This window comes from Sedimentibacter sp. LTW-03, assembly GCF_052059825.1.
Lineage (GTDB): Bacteria > Bacillota > Clostridia > Tissierellales > Sedimentibacteraceae > Sedimentibacter.
Genome location: NZ_CP197180.1, coordinates 1,473,089 through 1,490,132 on the forward strand (window position 1 = coordinate 1,473,089; position 17,044 = coordinate 1,490,132).

Annotated in this window: 19 protein-coding genes; 3 read left to right on the forward strand and 16 right to left on the reverse strand. The window is 35.3% G+C overall.

The window, feature by feature from the left end; all coding sequences use genetic code 11:
• Positions 1–3: 3 nt before the first annotated feature.
• From rsfS to ACS3UD_RS07440, 6 genes are all read right to left on the reverse strand, one after another.
• Positions 4–372, reverse strand: coding sequence for a ribosome silencing factor (gene rsfS, locus ACS3UD_RS07415; RefSeq protein ID WP_308137087.1), 369 nt, complete (start codon positions 370–372; stop codon positions 4–6).
• Complete coding sequence (nadD, locus tag ACS3UD_RS07420; RefSeq protein ID WP_308137086.1) at positions 356–1,474, reverse strand: nicotinate-nucleotide adenylyltransferase; 1,119 nt, start codon at positions 1,472–1,474, stop codon at positions 356–358. The genes rsfS and nadD overlap by 17 nt, the downstream gene beginning before the upstream one ends.
• A complete protein-coding gene (locus ACS3UD_RS07425; protein ID WP_308137085.1) occupies positions 1,471–2,916 on the reverse strand; it encodes a PTS system mannose/fructose/sorbose family transporter subunit IID in 1,446 nt (481 codons plus the stop codon). The genes nadD and ACS3UD_RS07425 overlap by 4 nt, the downstream gene beginning before the upstream one ends.
• Position 2,917: 1 nt before the next feature.
• Positions 2,918–3,379, reverse strand: coding sequence for a PTS sugar transporter subunit IIB (locus ACS3UD_RS07430; protein WP_308137084.1), 462 nt, complete (start codon positions 3,377–3,379; stop codon positions 2,918–2,920).
• Positions 3,380–3,389: 10 nt separating this feature from the next.
• Positions 3,390–3,788, reverse strand: coding sequence for a PTS sugar transporter subunit IIA (locus ACS3UD_RS07435; protein WP_308137083.1), 399 nt, complete (start codon positions 3,786–3,788; stop codon positions 3,390–3,392).
• Between the two features lie 69 nt (positions 3,789–3,857).
• Complete coding sequence (locus ACS3UD_RS07440) at positions 3,858–4,700, reverse strand: histidinol-phosphatase (protein WP_308137082.1); 843 nt, start codon at positions 4,698–4,700, stop codon at positions 3,858–3,860.
• Between the two features lie 138 nt (positions 4,701–4,838).
• On the opposite strand from ACS3UD_RS07440, the gene ACS3UD_RS07445 reads away from it, so the two are divergent.
• Positions 4,839–5,444, forward strand: a complete 606-nt coding sequence (locus tag ACS3UD_RS07445; protein ID WP_308137081.1) for a hypothetical protein — start codon at positions 4,839–4,841, stop codon at positions 5,442–5,444.
• Positions 5,445–5,622: 178 nt separating this feature from the next.
• The gene (gene sigK, locus ACS3UD_RS07450) at positions 5,623–6,348 is read left to right on the forward strand and encodes an RNA polymerase sporulation sigma factor SigK (protein ID WP_213925264.1); all 726 of its coding nucleotides are present in this window, start codon (positions 5,623–5,625) and stop codon (positions 6,346–6,348) included.
• Between the two features lie 44 nt (positions 6,349–6,392).
• Here sigK and ACS3UD_RS07455 read toward each other — a convergent pair whose 3' ends face one another.
• The 3 genes from ACS3UD_RS07455 to mltG are packed head-to-tail and all read right to left on the reverse strand — an operon-like array spanning position 6,393 to position 9,300.
• A complete protein-coding gene (locus ACS3UD_RS07455; protein ID WP_308140105.1) occupies positions 6,393–7,610 on the reverse strand; it encodes a peptidase U32 family protein in 1,218 nt (405 codons plus the stop codon).
• Between the two features lie 16 nt (positions 7,611–7,626).
• A complete protein-coding gene (locus ACS3UD_RS07460; protein ID WP_308137080.1) occupies positions 7,627–8,271 on the reverse strand; it encodes an O-methyltransferase in 645 nt (214 codons plus the stop codon).
• A gap of 9 nt (positions 8,272–8,280) precedes the next feature.
• Complete coding sequence (gene mltG, locus ACS3UD_RS07465) at positions 8,281–9,300, reverse strand: endolytic transglycosylase MltG (protein ID WP_308137079.1); 1,020 nt, start codon at positions 9,298–9,300, stop codon at positions 8,281–8,283.
• A 323-nt stretch (positions 9,301–9,623) separates the two neighbouring features.
• Between mltG and ACS3UD_RS07470 the strand changes: the two genes are divergently transcribed.
• Positions 9,624–9,848 (forward strand): hypothetical protein, encoded by a 225-nt coding sequence (locus tag ACS3UD_RS07470; RefSeq protein ID WP_308137078.1) that lies wholly within the window; start codon positions 9,624–9,626, stop codon positions 9,846–9,848.
• A 111-nt stretch (positions 9,849–9,959) separates the two neighbouring features.
• Here ACS3UD_RS07470 and ACS3UD_RS07475 read toward each other — a convergent pair whose 3' ends face one another.
• The 7 genes from ACS3UD_RS07475 to alaS all read right to left on the reverse strand — a co-directional run bounded on the left by ACS3UD_RS07475 (position 9,960) and on the right by alaS (position 16,885).
• Positions 9,960–11,666: a ribonuclease J gene (locus tag ACS3UD_RS07475; RefSeq protein WP_308137077.1), complete on the reverse strand. Its 1,707-nt coding sequence runs from the start codon at positions 11,664–11,666 to the stop codon at positions 9,960–9,962.
• The gene (locus ACS3UD_RS07480) at positions 11,644–12,117 is read right to left on the reverse strand and encodes a Fur family transcriptional regulator (protein ID WP_308137076.1); all 474 of its coding nucleotides are present in this window, start codon (positions 12,115–12,117) and stop codon (positions 11,644–11,646) included. The genes ACS3UD_RS07475 and ACS3UD_RS07480 overlap by 23 nt, the downstream gene beginning before the upstream one ends.
• Before the next feature lie 30 nt (positions 12,118–12,147).
• Positions 12,148–12,393 carry a DUF1292 domain-containing protein gene (locus tag ACS3UD_RS07485; RefSeq protein WP_308137075.1) on the reverse strand — a complete coding sequence of 82 codons (246 nt, stop codon included), beginning with the start codon at positions 12,391–12,393 and terminating at the stop codon, positions 12,148–12,150.
• Position 12,394: 1 nt separating this feature from the next.
• A complete protein-coding gene (gene ruvX, locus ACS3UD_RS07490) occupies positions 12,395–12,820 on the reverse strand; it encodes a Holliday junction resolvase RuvX (protein WP_308137074.1) in 426 nt (141 codons plus the stop codon).
• Between the two features lie 7 nt (positions 12,821–12,827).
• Positions 12,828–13,775: an aldo/keto reductase gene (locus ACS3UD_RS07495; RefSeq protein WP_308137073.1), complete on the reverse strand. Its 948-nt coding sequence runs from the start codon at positions 13,773–13,775 to the stop codon at positions 12,828–12,830.
• Positions 13,776–13,846: 71 nt separating this feature from the next.
• Positions 13,847–14,110 (reverse strand): IreB family regulatory phosphoprotein, encoded by a 264-nt coding sequence (locus tag ACS3UD_RS07500; protein WP_308137072.1) that lies wholly within the window; start codon positions 14,108–14,110, stop codon positions 13,847–13,849.
• 141 nt (positions 14,111–14,251) lie between these two features.
• Positions 14,252–16,885, reverse strand: a complete 2,634-nt coding sequence (alaS, locus tag ACS3UD_RS07505; protein WP_308137071.1) for an alanine--tRNA ligase — start codon at positions 16,883–16,885, stop codon at positions 14,252–14,254.
• Positions 16,886–17,044: the final 159 nt, after the last annotated feature.

Below are 17,044 nucleotides of genomic sequence, written 5' to 3' on the forward strand. Positions count from 1 at the left end.
CTCCTATTTCCAATTTTTTATACCATATTGTTCAACATCTATTGAGTTATTGTCAAACCACAAAGACTCCAAATCATATACTTCTCTTTCATCTCTGTGAAAAATATGAACAATAATGTTATCAGTTTCTAATAAAATCCATCTTCCCGTACCGAAACCTTCTTTATAATAAAAATCTAATCCGGCTTCATATCCTTTTTCTAACACTTCTTCCCCGATTGCAACAGTCTGACGTTCATTATTTCCACTGCATATTACAAAATAATCCGTAATTGAGCTGGTTTTTCTTACGTCAAGCACTGTAAAATTATACGCCTTCTTATCATCACAGGCTTTTAATATTAATTCTATATTCTTATGGTCTTGATTCATTTTGCCTCCTTAGAAATTTTAACGTTTTTAGTGAATCATTGTCAAGCTCTAAATTTCTAATTTTCACATATTCTATGGTGCTTTCCAGTGACATTATTATAGCTTTATCAAGATTAGTATATGCAGCTTTTCTTATTTCCGCTATGCCTTCATAATCCCTTTTTGGTTCTATTTTATCCGCAATAAATATGATTTTATCCAGCATGGTCATATTTTCTCTGCCTGTTGTATGATACATAATGGCACTTAATATTTCTTCATCTTGTATATTGAAAACCTCTTTTGCAAGTCTTGCACCTGTTTTAGAATGGGTTATATTGTCACCTCTGCCCGATTTTTTTTTACCGCAGTCATGCAAAAGCCCTGCTATCTTTGCCTTCTCCACATCTTCACCATAATGAACAGCAAGTTTATCTGCTTCCTCCATAGTTCTTATGCAATGTTCATATAGCCTAGGATTGTAAACTTCGAGCTTTTTTTTCAACTCGCATAAACCTGTTTTTCCGCTATATAGATTATTTTTAATTATGTACTGCTCCACAGCATCTGTAATCAAGTACTTCGCAGAGATACCCTTGCTAAATCTGTCCCTGATATCTGTAGATGAAATCTGAAGCATTGGGATTTGAAGAAGATATATTTCTCCACCTAACTCTTTTTTTATTTTTTCTATCTTTGATTCAACAGCTTCCATGCTAATTCCCGGCCTGGAAACGGCAATGAATCTGCAAAGCTTTAGAAGCTCTTTAGGCTCACGCCAATTAGGCAGTTCAATGACCGCATCAGCCCCTGTTATAAAGTAAAATTCGGTGTCTGGATATAATTTGTGCAGTTCTTTCAATGTGTCAACAGAATAGCATTTATCTTTTTTCTTAATTTCTATATCAGATACCATGAATTTACTGTTTGACATGGTGGCCATGCTAGTCATCAAGTATCTGTGCAAGGAACTTGTTGCTAACCCGTCCTTATGAGGAGGATTCCCAGAAGGTATATATATAATTTTGTTAAGTTTATAAATATTCAAAACTTCATTGGCAACCACCAAATGGCCCAAATGTATAGGATCAAAGGTGCCTCCCATAATTCCAATTTTTCTCATTGTTGATTCAAGCTCCTTTTTATTTTAACCGTGACATAACTTAAAGAAATTATACCAATCAATAAATAAACTGTCAAATTCTTTGACAAATTATAAGTAGTTAATAGTCTTCCTAATGAAGACCCTAATATTCCTGAAAAAATATATGAAAAATAAAATTTAATCTTGCTGTTTTTAACAATATTTATTCTTTCAATTAAGCTCTCCCTGCCTAAATAATACCCTTTCATAAAACCTGTATAAGAAATAGCTAATATTATCAATGCCAGCATAATTACAGGTATAATGGATGCTATATACCTGCCGTCAAGACAGAGAAGCACGGACATTGAAATAAACAGCGGTGTCAGTACCACCTGGGTGTAAGAATCACCCATCCCTGCAGCTATCCCCATCATTCCTTTTTTCATAAACATAACATTCTTTTCATCACTATTATTCTTAATGTTGTTTTCTTCAAGAGATATAATATATCCGTGTATAGGTGTACCTATGTTCGGCTCAGTATTAAAAAATGCACTGTGCCTGTGAACAGCTTCGTACTGCGCGTCACTGCCGCCATATAGCTTTCTGAATATTCTTTTCATACTCTGAGCATATGCCATTCCCTGCATCCGTTCAAAGCTGTAGCATGAATGTGAGAAATTCATCCACACCGCCCATGAATAAAATAAGTCTGTTTTAGAAATTATGCCGCTTTTTTTTGCTTTATTATAATCTGTCGATATAAGATTTTTGTCTGACAAGTATGCTAATACAAACAAAAAAATCGCAAAAATAATATAAGAGCTAAAATTCATAATCAACATACTCATAAATAGAAAAATAAAAATCAGATTGCTCTTTTTGTCCATTTTATACAGAGTATAAAACATTGAAGTAAATATAAGAAAAAAGCCTGCTAAATACAGTGCATTTCTTATTCCATAAATATATTCCCCAAGCAAAGTTACAACAATTACAGCCGGCACAGCTATAACTGTACTGACAACATATAATAGGATCTGCGGCATAAACCCGTTGTACAAAGTAATATCGGGATTTATCTTTTTCGAAAATGCATTATCATATTTTTTCACAAATACGGTATTTATTTTCAGACGGTATTTCCAAATAAGCGTACCTAAGTATCCGAAAGGATATGCAACAGCCAGCGCTTCAACCGGAGTCAGTCCGAGAAGCACAGAACTCACCGCAGATATAATTGCCGTAAGGCACTGATCCGCCTTAAGTGATCCTCCGGTGGACACAAAATCCATATATAAAATATTAACAACTGCTCCTGCTGCCATACCTACATAAGGCCTACCAAGGACAATGCCTGTCAGCAATCCCGTTATCACAGGCCTGTACAATGTATAATAGCCTACACCAAATGAAAGTGATGTGCTGCTTGCCCAAAAATATAATATACTCAATAAAAAATATTTTTCTAAATTCATACTATACCATTCTAATTCCTTTATCGTTCGGCAGCATTTTTATTTCAACTTCCGTTTTCTTGGCGATGTCTTTTAAAAGCTTCAATTCCTCATCGCTTAAATAAACAGAATTGTAATGCTGTTTTCTCTCAGGGGCACCTCCGAGATTACCAACATTAATTTTTTTTATTTCTACACCTGAACAAATCAGCTTTTTTAAATATTCCACAGTTCTCACTAAAACAAGAATCCTCTCTCCTTCACCTTTGCCATTTAAATAAGCCTCGCAAGCATCTGAAGAAAGAATGTGAATCTTGATATTATCCGGAACAGCATTTTTTATCAGCAATGACATAAACTCATCATCAGCATACTCATCATCTAAGATAACTATCTCATCTGCCTTAAGATAGGGTATCCAGGAAACCACAACCTGTCCGTGTAAAAGTCTGTCATCAATCCTGGTCAACACAATATTTTTCATTATTCCTCCGTTATTCCGCTAAAAATGTCTCATTAACAAATACTATACTCTTCTTTCCGTTCTTAATTATTTTTTCCGCCAGCTCCTCTAGGCTGTATGTATCTCTGTTCACCGCTATATCAATAAATAGAGGAAAATTCACTCCGGTAATATGATAAAAATTATTTGCTTTCATGGTTCTTGAAACCGCATTAAAAGGGCTTCCCCCATACATGTCCGTAAACACAATTAAATCATCAACGGACAAACGCTCTACAGCTTCCTCAACCTTACCCAGCAATTCTTCAAAGTTGTCTCCCTGCTGAAAGGATATACTTTCTGCATTTTCTACAGGACCTATTATAAGCTCCGAACTTTTTAATAATTCCTTTCCCAGATTGCCATGTGTTACAATCAAAATATTTATCATAAATTCAGCTCCTTTGTTGTATTAAAACCATGATACTATATTATAACATAAAAATCCTTCATTAATAGTTTATATTTCCTTTTCGACCCACCCGTTTTTTGTCAGATGCCTAATATTCTTAAATCCAATTGATTTAATCAAGCTGTACATTTCAGTAAATTTGCCGCTAATTGCTTCTTTTGAGTGAGCGTCTGAACTTACTGTAACCGGTATCCCTCTTTCCCTGATAAGCTTAAGAATAAATGTTGACGGATATTGTTCTTCCGTATATCCACGGATAATTCCTCCGGTGTTTATTTCAACTACAGATTCAGTATTCTTTATGACATCAAGACATTTTACCACAGATTTGATGTACCAGTCACTTTTTTCATCAAACAAAATATTGTTTTTGTTTAACTTCTTGATTAGATCAAAGTGCCCTATTATTGGAGGTTCATACATTTCGGCCATTTCAGCTAACATGCTGAAATATGTTTCCACAGCAAGCCTTGTACTTCCTCCAAAGCTGTCCTTTATTCCGGATTGTATTTCTTTAAGATTATAATCCACTGTCCACTTAGTACCGTCGCTGAGTTCCCCCAGGAAATGAACCGAACCGATGTAATAATCCAGCCTTTTTATTAGAAGTTCTAAAGATTTGTCAAATCCTTTTCTCGGCAAGTAATCCAGTTCCATCCCCAAATAGATTTCAATAATATTCCTGTATTTTTCTTTAAGCAATAAAATTTCATCGATATATTTTTCAATATTTTTATGCTTAATATTCCAGTCCGTTTCAAATGTTACAGGACCGTGAGTAGAAATTCCTATTGAATGAAATCCTGCTTGTACTGCAGATTTAACCATTTCCTCTGCACTGCATGTGCCGTCGCAATAGTCGGTATGAGTGTGTAAATTTGATAAATGCATTTATTATCTCCTATGTGTAGTAAATATATTTTAAATGAAGTTGATAAATTAGTAAAGAAACAATTTAATTTAATTCACCTAATTTGCATTTGCTACGTATATTGATTATAAGAAATAAATTAAGTATTGGAGGATAGTATGAATTACCCAAATTATAAAAATATGCCTCATTATGATTCAATGCCGTTCAGTTTTAACTCAGGCTATTACCCAGATATGATGCAATATAAAAATCCGTATCCACACATGGCAAACTCTCAGTCAATGCCCGGTGACATGATGCAGGAACTGCCTTTTATGCCTGAAGATCTCATGCAGGAGCTGCCATTTATTGACGGAGATACACCGGCGCTTCCAAACATGCCGAGCAGCGGACCAATGCCATTCATTCCCGAAGATCTTAATATTTATCCGGGGATTCCGGGATTCCCCAATATTCCAGAATTTCCAGGATTCCCTGCTGTTCCTGAAATGCCCGTAATGCCTGAAATGCCCGTAATGCCTGAAATGCCGGTGTCACCTGAAACAACCGCTCCGACAGAACCGACGGCTGAAACACCTCAGGAAGACATGACTGAAATGCCGCAATATACCTGCGAGCAGTTAATGGAAATGATGAGGCGCATGAATTGCAACATGAATCACATGAATAACATGAACAACATGAATAACATGAACAACATGAACAACATGAACAATATGAACAATATGAACAACAATACGCAAAACAGAACAATGAGGTAAATGAAATATATGTAATATTCAAAATTAATTTTGAATATTACATATATTTATTTAGGCTGCTGCTTATTAGTCGAATTTTATCATATTTTATATATTTCCGGATAAATAGACGTATTTTTTTATTGTATCAATTATTTAATAAAGTGTACATACAGTTTTTTGAGCCTTTCCGCATATAATGTATAACTCTGGGGGTGGTTTTTTGTTAGAAAATATATTGCAGCTCTTGTTTCCATTGTCTATTTTTATTTTTGGATACATAACTAATGGGAGTTCCTTTCCTCAGCCTTTAGATAAAGAAGAAGAAGCCGAGCTGATACAGAAATCTAAGGACGGAGATCTGGAAGCACGCAATATTCTTATAGAAAGGAATCTGAGACTGGTTGCTCATGTAATAAAAAAATATAAGACTGTTGGAATCGACCAGGAGGATTTAATCTCTATAGGAACTATCGGCTTAATAAAAGCAGTATCTACATTTGACAACAACAAAGGTATACGGCTGGCTACATATGCTGCAAAATGCATAGACAACGAGGTACTCATGACTATAAGAAGTGATAAAAAACTAAAAAAAGAGGTTTCTCTTCAGGGACCTCTGGGAACAGACAAGGAAGGAAATAATATCTATCTTATTGATATAATCAAGTACGAGGGTGAGGAAATCGTAGGAAGGCTCGATAAAGAAGAAAAAATCAAAGCTCTTGATGAACTTCTCGATAAAACACTCCAAAAAAGAGAAAAAACAATTATAGAAATGCGTTACGGCATAAGAAACAACGAGCACAAAACACAGAGAGAAATAGCAAAAATGCTGGGTATTTCGCGTTCCTATGTTTCCAGAATCGAAAAAAAAGCTTTAAAAAAGCTTTATGACGCTTTGGTATCAAATGTTGGAAATTAGAGCTACATAAAGAGCTGCGGCATGATGGCCTGCAGCTCCTTATATTATCCTACTTTTTTTCTCAATATATAATATGGTTCAACGTCATGGTCTATTTCTATTTTTACAATCATTTGAGCATGAGGTGCCGAAATAATTTTATTTCCTTGCTCATCATGCATATTTTTTGCTGTCACTTCAAAATGCATTCCTTTAGGTCCGAAGCATTCCAGCGCATCTCCCTCAGAAAACTTATTTCTCTGCTCTATAACGGCAGTTCTTGTTTCTTTATCATAGGATCTTACTATACCTACTACGTCATAAGTTCGAATATAGCTGCTGGAAGTATAGAGCTGACCGTCTTTGTATGGATTTCCGAAAAAAAATCCGTAGGAAAAATCTCTGTGAGAGGACTTTTCTACTTCTTCTTTCCAATACTCAGTATTTCTTTCACCAACAGGCTTATCAAGCTCATCCAGAGCATTTCTGTATGATCTTACGGCAATTGCCGTATAATACTCACTTTTATTTCTTCCTTCAATTTTTAATGCTTTTATACCTAAATCCTTAAATTTCTGCAGATGTTCTACCATACACATGTCTTTAGAATTCATAATGAAAGTTCCTTCATCATTTTCTTCTATGGGATAATATTCACCAGGTCGTTTTTCTTCAACAAGGTTATACTTCCATCTGCAGGCCTGCGCGCAGTCGCCCTTGTTTGAAAATCTACCTGTCATGAAGCTTGACAGCAGGCATCTTCCCGAATAAGAAATACACATGGCACCGTGCACAAATGTTTCAAATTCTAAATCTTTAGGTGAATTTTTTACTATTTCTTCTATTTCTTTAAACGAAAGTTCCCTTGCAAGCACTACTCTGTTAACTCCCTGCTTGTGCCAAAAATTGGCAGTGCGGTAGTTTGTTGTGTTTGCTTGAGTAGATAAATGAATTCTCATATCGGGAACAGTCTGCTTTATAATTTCAATAATACCTGGATCTGCTGCTATTATTGCATCTGCACCTATCTTTTGAAGATATTTCAAATATTCTTCTATTCCCTTTAAATCCTCATTGTGTGGTACTATATTTACTGTAATATTTGATTTCCTGCCATGCTTGTGACAGTAATCAACTCCTTTTTCCAGCTCTTTATTTGTAAAATTTTTGCCCCCTGCTCTCATTCCCATTGACTTTCCAGCAAAATATACTTCGTCCGCACCATATTGTACGGCCATAATCAATTTATCTAAATTACCGGCAGGTGCTAATAACCTTGGCAACATATTATCTCCTTTTTTATTTTATTAGTGTAACCGCAAGTCCGTCTCCCAACGGAAGTACGGAAGTAATGTATCTGTCATCGTTTGAAATGTATTCCAAATAACTTCTCAAATTTCTTACAAGAGTTTTCTTTCTTCTGACAACAAGATCATCAGAAGCAATCATTCCTTGATACAACACATTATCCGACAGTATGATTCCTCCAGGCTTCATTTTCTCACAGCATTTGTCAAAAAATAATTTGTAGTAGCTTTTGGCTGCGTCAATGAACGCAATGTCAAAAGTTTCTTTTACGGTATCAAGTATTTCAGCAGCCTCACCGAAATAAACGTCTATATTTTTTTCCATGCCAAAGCTTTTTATGTTGTTCAATGCCTCGGTGTAAAATTTTTCGCTTCTTTCCATTGTCACAACTTTACCGTTATTGTTCATAACATGGCTCATAAAAATAGATGAATATCCTACATTGCAACCAACTTCAATTATTTTTTTTGCTTTTGCATGGTTTATGACTAACTTTATAAACTGTCCCACTTCTCTGTGAATAATTGGAAGATTTCTTTCTTCACATTCTTTCCTGAACGCATCAAGCTTCTCGTTTTCGCCGTCAATCAAGCTGTTTATATACGTATCTACATATTCTCTGTTTATATTATCCATAATTCATTCCTAATCCAAGTATTCATTCGCCGCATCTATATGCTCATCATATGTTCTGGAAAAATAATGTGAACCGTCACCCTTTGCAACAAAGTACAAATAGTCAACATCCGCAGGCTCCAGCACGGCAATTATAGATGCTTTTCCTGGAGAATTTATGGGTGCCGGAGGAAGTCCTTCAATTACATATGTATTAAACGGCGAATCAATTGCTATGTCTTCGTATGTAAGCCTTTCTTTCCATTCTCCGTGAGCATAGTTCACTGTGGCACAGGATTGAAGCTTCATATTAATATCCAGGCGATTTAAAAACACTGCAGCTACTTCATCTCTCTCTTCATCAAGTAGTGCTTCTTTCTCTACGATGCTGGCGAGATCTATAACTTCGCTAAAGCTCAACTCCGAGTCTTCCATTCTTGGAACTATTTCACCCTCATAAAATTCATCAAATTGAGAAAGCAATATTTTTATTATATCCTCCTCTGAAGAATTTATATAGACATTGTACGTGTCCGGCATCAGATAACCTTGAAGACTCTCAATATCAGGATTGTCTCCTAAAAACGCAAAGTCCTCCCTAAATAACTGAGGATTGTTCATCATTTCAAGGAGTTTGTCGTAATTTAATTCAAGCTGTTCAGATATTGATTCTGCTGTCTCCTCTATTGTAAGTCCTTCAATCAGGGTAATGTCTAAAGTATTTCCTGAAGAACCGCCTTTCGTTAATTCCTGAATCAGCTCTTCCACATTCATGTTTTTGGACAAAACATAACTTCCTGCTTTCAGGGAACTGTCCTTTCCGGTTTTTTCAGCATAAAACTTAAAAGCAAGTTTATTCTTAATTAAATTGTTTTCATACAGTATGTCAGCAATATCATTTGTAGTGCTGCCAGAAGGTATTTCCACGACTAATTTGGTATCATCGTTAGTATCTGTCGCTTTCAAGTTTTCATCAATATAGCTGCTAACAAAAAAATATGCAAAAACAGCTAATATTAAGACAACTGCAACAGCAATTAGTTTTTTCATAAATTCCTCCGATTGTTATCAAAATCCATTAAATTATACAACTTTTAACCAATAATTACAATATAAAATATTTAGTTGCCCTGAATGACAAATTCTCTAACATATTTTATCTTTAACTTTCTTGTATATTTCATAAAGCATATAATCAATTTATTTAAAAAATTATAAAAACAATTATAATTTTCAGGAAAGCCATCCATAGTTTTTTACATAAAAAAGTTGCCCTCCATGAATAATAATCTGCCATATTGCCATAATAATAATGCTTATTACTTTCAAGAGAGGGTTGGTTCTGTTGGACTTGAAAAAAGGTAAGATTGAACATGAGTAACACTCCTGAAAATAATGCTGATAAAAAATTAGGTGAAGTTAAGAAAAAAAGAGATGGCAATTTGCAGTTAGCCAGATTAAATGGCAAACTTGAACCAGATTTAAATATTCTTTCCAAAAAAGAGAATACAAAAGTGGTTGATAAAAAAATTGTAAATAATAAACCGTCTCAATTTGGGCCTATACTAGGTGTAAACTTTCACATGATTAAAAAATAATTGAAGTAATAAGCACACAAGCAGCCGGTGAATTATCGCCGGCTGCTTCATTATTTTATTGCTCCAATTAAAATGCACCCTTTCTACTTAGAAAGGATGCATAAAGATAAACTAAAACTCAATATTGTTCAAATCAGTAAAATCATCTGTCTTAACATCAACGATTATAGGCAGTATCATAGGGTTTCTTTTTATTTTTTCATAAATGAAACTGCTTAAGGAATCTTTTATCATCATTTTAATGTTATTCCATTCTTTTATATTAGATTCCTCACACTTGGCAAGTGCTTTTTTAATTACTGTTTTGGACTCCTCAATCAAATCTATGTTTTCTCTGACATAAATAAACCCTCTTGAAACAATTTCAGGTCCGGATAAAACTTTACCTGTTCCTTTTTCAGTTGCCAAAACAACAATTATCAGTCCGTTTTCGGATAACAGTTTTCTGTCACGAAGCACAATATTACCAACATCTCCAACGCCTAAACCATCAACAAGAATATTTCCGGATGAAACTGTCCCGTTTACAGCTATTGATTTTGTCGTGACTTCTATTACATCTCCGTTCTTGCCTATTACCGTGCGTCCCTCCGGAAGCCCCAGCTCCTGAGCAAGCATTGAATGTTGCATCAGATGCCTGTATTCTCCATGCACCGGCACGAAAAACTTCGGTTTTAGAAGAGTAAGCATCAGCTTTAATTCCTCTCTTCTGGCGTGTCCGGAAACATGAACCTGTGTCAACGCATCATAAAGTACATTTGCTCCTTTTTCATAAAGCATATTAATAACTCTTGATACGGTTTTTTCATTTCCGGGAATCGGATTAGCTGATATAACAACCAAGTCTCCAGATTTGATTTGTATTTTTTTATGGGCATTGTTTGCCATCCTTGTGAGGGCAGACATAGGCTCTCCCTGGCTTCCCGTCGTTATGATTACAACTTCGTTATCCTTATGGCTTCTCAAATCATTTACATGAATAAGAGTTCCATCAGGAACATCAAGATAACCCAACTCCTGTGAAACCTTTACAGCATTTACCATGCTTTTTCCGGAAATTGCAACCTTTCTGTTATTTACAACAGCAGCATCTATTATTTGCTGAAGCCTGTGAATGTTCGATGCAAAGGATGCAACTATTATTCTTGATTCGCAGTGTTTAAATATTTCCATAAGTTTTTGGCCTATGGTTTTTTCAGATTCAGTAAAGCCTGCACGCTCTACATTCGTACTATCAGACATAGCAAGCAGAACACCTTTTCTTCCCAGCTCAGCAAGCTTTCCTAAATCCATAACATCTTCATTTATTGGAGTGTAATCAATTTTAAAGTCACCAGTATGAACAACCATTCCTATCGGGGTGTCTATTGCCATAGATACAGCATCAGGTATACTGTGGTTGTTTCTTATGAATGTTACTTTAAAACATCCAAGATTTATTGTTGTTCCTGCTTCAATAACATTAAGCTGAGCATCTTCTATTTTATGCTCCACAAGCTTATTTCCCAATAATCCCAGCGTAAGCTTCGTTCCATATATAGGAACATTCATTTTTTTCAGCAAGTAAGGAATTGAACCAATGTGATCCTCATGCCCGTGTGTCAGGCATATTCCCTTTACTTTGTCTTTATTCTTTATTAAATATGTTATATCCGGTATTACTATATCAATACCGAGCATTTCATCCTCTGGGAACGACATTCCGCAATCTATCACCATGATATTTGCACCATATTCAATAACGGTCATGTTCTTCCCGATTTCTCCTAATCCTCCCAGAGGTATAACCTTAAGTTTATGTTTTTTTTCTGTTGCCATCTTCATTCTCCTTATTTCTGCATAAATCACAGATTCCGGTGAATTTGACTACATGATTTAATATTTCAAAATTGTATTGTTTTTCAATCATTTCTTCCAATGAGTTCATTAAATCTTCCTTGACCTCAATTATCCTGCCGCATTTTTTGCATAACAAATGATGGTGTTGATGAACTTCGTTGCTGTTCGGAGATAAAATTTCATATCTTGAACAACCATCATCAAAGTTATGCTTATAAACCAGTCCTATTTCTTCAAAAAGTTGAAGGGTTCTGTAAATGGTAGCTATTCCCATATTGGAGTTCTTTTTTTTTACTAGCTCGTAAACTTCTTCAGTACTTAAATGCTGGTCCTTGTTTTCGGAAAGTACTTCATATACCAAAGCTCTTTGACTGGTAGTTTTATATCCGTTATCTCCAAGCGCTTTTAATAAGTAATCTGATTCGTTCATAATTCACCCCTAATAAATTGACATTTAACATTATATTAAATCGTCAGCTATTCCTTCATAGACTTCCATTACTTCCCTGATTTCCTCTTGATCTTCAACCTTGATTAATATTCCGTTACCATCTTCCGCTTCTTCCACACAATAAATCATACCCTCATCTGAGTCGACTTCATGAAGAACTGCGTACAAGGTATCGTCAATATGAAAAGTAGCTTCAACAACAAGCTTTTCCGGTTTTCCGTTTTCATTGATCAATTCTATAATGTTGTTTTCCATATTACTCTCCTCCATTTTTCTTACGCTGCATATAACCTGAAAGAATATGGACCGCGGCTAATTTGTCTATTACTTCTTTTCTTTTTTTTCTACTTACATCGGCATCTATAAGCATTCTTTCGGATATAGTTGTGGTGAACCTTTCATCTTCAAATTCAATCGGCAAGTCTACACGGTTCTTTAGCTTTTCTATAAATCTGAGTACTTTTTCTCCTTGAATTCCGACTGTTCCGTCAAGCATTTTCGGCAATCCCGCAATAATCTTCGTAACTTGGTACTCTTCAATTATCTTTTTCAGCTCGCTGATATCATTTTTTATATTCGTTCTTTTAATCGTAGTTACACCCTGAGCAGTAATCATCAATAGATCACTTACAGCAACTCCAATAGTTTTGTCTCCCACATCAAGACCCATCAATCTTTCCATAGATACCTCACACAATTTTGATAAAAAAATCCGTACATTCACCTGCGCAATAACTGCACAAAACACATTTATTCATATCGACAACACATTTACCGTCAATAATCTGAAGTGCGTTTTGACTGCATTTCTTTGCACATTTTCCGCAACCTACACACCACTCTTCTATCATGAGAGTGCGTTTTTGATTTCTTATTTTATTTTTTATATTAATATTTAACTCATTGTTTTCCAAATAACAGATATTCGCATCTATTTCCTCAAATGTGCTCATACCTACTGCTATGGAATCAATCTCACTTATGTTCCGAGCAAAATCAAATGCTTTTTTTGCCTGGTTAATTAAGTGGCCTCCTCCATAAATTTTCATTGCCATAATAAATTTGTTGTGTTTTTTGGCATTTTTTATTGCTTCCGTCATTTCATCCACAGTTCCATCCTGTATACCTATCCCCATCATATTGATGAGTGGAAATACGAATTCAATTTCATCAAATTGTAGGCTGTCTCTTACAGCCGCAACCCTGTGAGTGGATATTCCGAAGTGCCTTATAACGCCTTGTTCTTTATATTTCATAAAGCGCTCAACAGCTTCATAATGGCCTCTAAAATTATTTCCATTTTCTTGTTCATGAAGCATAAAAACGTCTAAATAATCCGTATTTAGTTCCTTCAAAGCTTTATTGACACTAATTTCTGCAGTCTGCTTGTCATAGGCATAGCTTTTTGTAGCTAATGTTAGTTTATCCCTGTCTTTATCTTTTATGAATTCTTTTAATATATTATAGTTGTCATAAAGCTCTGCTGTATCATAAAAATTAATACCTCTTTCAAAAGCATAATTCAAGAGGTTTACCTTGTTTTCAAGGCTATCAAAATTCTGCAGGAAACTTAAAGCCAAAGTCCCGTAGCATAACTTTGATACATTTTCTTTTTCAAATAAATTTGTATATTTCATAACTGATTATTTCATCTGTTGTTCCGGTAATATAAATAGAGCAGTATATGTTTATATACTGCTTCCCGTTCTTAAAGGTCTATCACATCTAAGTAAACATTTAATATTTCTTCCAACAGTTCGTCTCTTTCTATTTTCCTTATTAAACTTCTTGCATTGTTATGATTCGTAATATAAGTTGGATCTCCGGATAGTATATATCCTATGAGCTGGTTATTAGGATCGTATCCTTTTTCTTTCAATGACTCATAAACTTGAGACACTATTTCCCTAGCTTCATTTAACGATTCCATTTTGTAATTAAATTTCGTAGTGTTATTTGCATTACTATCCATATAAACCACCTCTTAACATCTGTCTTAATTGTACTACAGTTTTGTTTTAAAATCAATTAATATTTTATATATGTTTAGGCAATGACAGCGACAATTCAATTGGTTGACAATAAACCCAATTAAATTGCCATGTCAACTACATTATAAATTTATCATTTTCTTAACAGCTTCAATTGCTTCGTCAGCTTTGCCGGGATTCTTGCCTCCAGCTTGTGCAAAGTCCGGTCTTCCACCACCGCCGCCGCCAGCAACTTTTGCGGCTTCTCTAACCATATTTCCCGCATTCAGGCCTTTCTTAACTAAATCCTTTGTAACAGCAGCCACAAACAGTACTTTATCTCCCAAATCAGATGCCAGTAAAACTGCACAGCTTTCATTCTTGTCTTTTATCTTATCAGCAATTTCCCTTAAAGTATTGGCATCTTTATCTTTAAACTTAAGAGCAAACAACTTGATTCCGTTTATTTCATCATAATCTTCAAGCATCTTATTCAAGTCTTGTTTTAACAGCTCCGTGTTCAATTTTTGTATTTCTTTTTCTTTATCTTTAATTTCTTTTTTGAGAGTGTTAACTTTACCTATAAGCTCATCCTTTGATGCCTTCATTGACAACGAAAGTTCATCTGTAATATCTGAAAGCTCCTTGAGGTAATTCAGCGCTGCTCTTCCTGTAATGGCCTCAATTCTCCTTACTCCAGAAGCAATGCCTCCTTCAGATAATATTTTAAATAAACCTATTTTAGCTGTTTCGTCAATGTGAGTTCCCCCGCATAGCTCTTTACTGAAATTGCCTACACTTACAACTCTTACAGTATCGTCATATTTTTCGTCGAACAATGCCATAGCGCCTGATTTTTTTGCTTCCTCAATATTAAGTATATCTGTATTAACAGCATAGTCTGCAAGAATCGCTTCATTAACTCTCTTTTCAATTTCTTTCAGCGTATCATGATCAACTGCTTCAAAATGAGTATAGTCAAATCTAAGTCTGTCCTGAGATACATACGAACCAGCCTGGTTTACATGATCTCCCAGCATTTCTTTCAATACTTTATGCAAAATATGTGTGCATGTATGATTTTTAGCCGTATTTTTTCTTCCATCAGCATTTACATGAGCTGCAACCTTGTCACTTACAGATATGCTTCCACTCACAACAGTCACTTCATGAAGATAGATTGTTTTGTTGTATTTTTTTGTGTCATGAACCTCTGTCATAGCATCATCAGATTCAATTCTACCTGTATCTCCCGTTTGTCCTCCGCTTTCGGCATAGAATGGAGTTTTATCCAGAACTATAATTCCAAACTGACCTTCGGAAATTGTATTGACTTGTTCACCATCAACCACAATCGCCTTAACCTCTGCGGTATCATCCAATGTAATATATCCCGTAAATTCTGTCTTAGGAACATCGAGATTAAAATCTTCGTCCTTCCAACCTGAGCTTCCTGTTTTTGCTCTTGCTTCTCGTGCCATCTGTCTGTGTTCATCCATAATAGCGCTTAAAGCATCTTTATCAAATTTTATAGAATTTTCAGCCAGTATTTCTTCGGTAAGTTCCGAAGGGAATCCATATGTGTCATACAGTTTGAATGCCACTCCAGCATCCAGTATATCCTTGCCGGCTTCCTTCAGGGCTTTTATTTCTTTCATTAAAAGTTCAAGTCCCTGGTCGATTGTAATTTTAAATTTTTCTTCTTCAAGCTTAATTACTTTAAGTATGTAGCTTTCCTTTTCACCAAGCTCAGGATAAGCATCCTTCCATTCATCTATTACTACCTTTACAGTCTTTGTCAAAAACTCATTATGTATACCAAGAGATTTTCCCTGTCTTACAGCTCTTCTTATTAATCTTCTAAGAACATAGCCTCTGCCTTCATTAGATGGTATGACTCCATCACCTATCATGAACGCTGCTGCTCTGGAATGGTCGCATATTATTTTCATAGAAACATCATTTTTTTCATCAGAACCGTATTGTATACCGGATATTTCAGAAATTTTATTCACTATAGATAAAAGCGGCTCCACATCAAATACAGTTTCCTTATCCTGCAAAACAGCTGCAACTCTTTCAAGCCCCATTCCTGTATCAATGTTTGGGTTTGGAAGAGGATGATATACTCCATTTACATCCTTGTCAAACTGTGTAAATACCAAGTTCCATATTTCAATAAATCTGTTGCAGTCACATCCCGGCTTGCATTCAGGCGACCCACAACCTCTGTCGGATCCTGTGTCATAATATATTTCGGAACATGGCCCGCTGGGTCCAACTTCCAATTCCCAGAAATTATCCTCTTTTCCAAGCCTTATTATTTTTTCCTTAGGCACTCCAACAACATCATGCCAAATATCTGCAGCCTCATCATCGTCCAAATAAACGGTTACCCATAATCTGTCCTTTTCTATTTTCAAAACTCCAGTCAATAACTCCCATGCCCACTGAATTGCTTCCTTTTTAAAATAATCTCCGAACGAAAAGTTTCCAAGCATTTCAAAAAAAGTAAGATGCCTTGCAGTTAAACCTACATTGTCGATATCTCCCGTCCTCACACATTTTTGAACGGTCGCCATTCTTTTACAAGGTGGAGTTTCAATACCCGTAAAATATTTTTTCAGCGGTGCCATGCCGGCACCTATCAGTAAAAGACTCTTATCATTTTTAGGAATCAATGAAAAGCTGCTTTCGGTTAAATGTCCCTTGCTCTTAAAAAAATTCAAATACTCTCTTCTTATGTTGTTTATGGAAAATCTATCTAATGTATCCATTGCTCCTCCAATATGTATAGTACGTTCATTATTCTTATTGCAAATGCAACAAGATTCCCTGGCAATCGGCAGCAATCTTTAATTGCGTCGCCGAGCGGGGTTCTTATTATGAAATTATAATGTATTCTTTCCCGTATTGTCAACTATATTTCATTTATT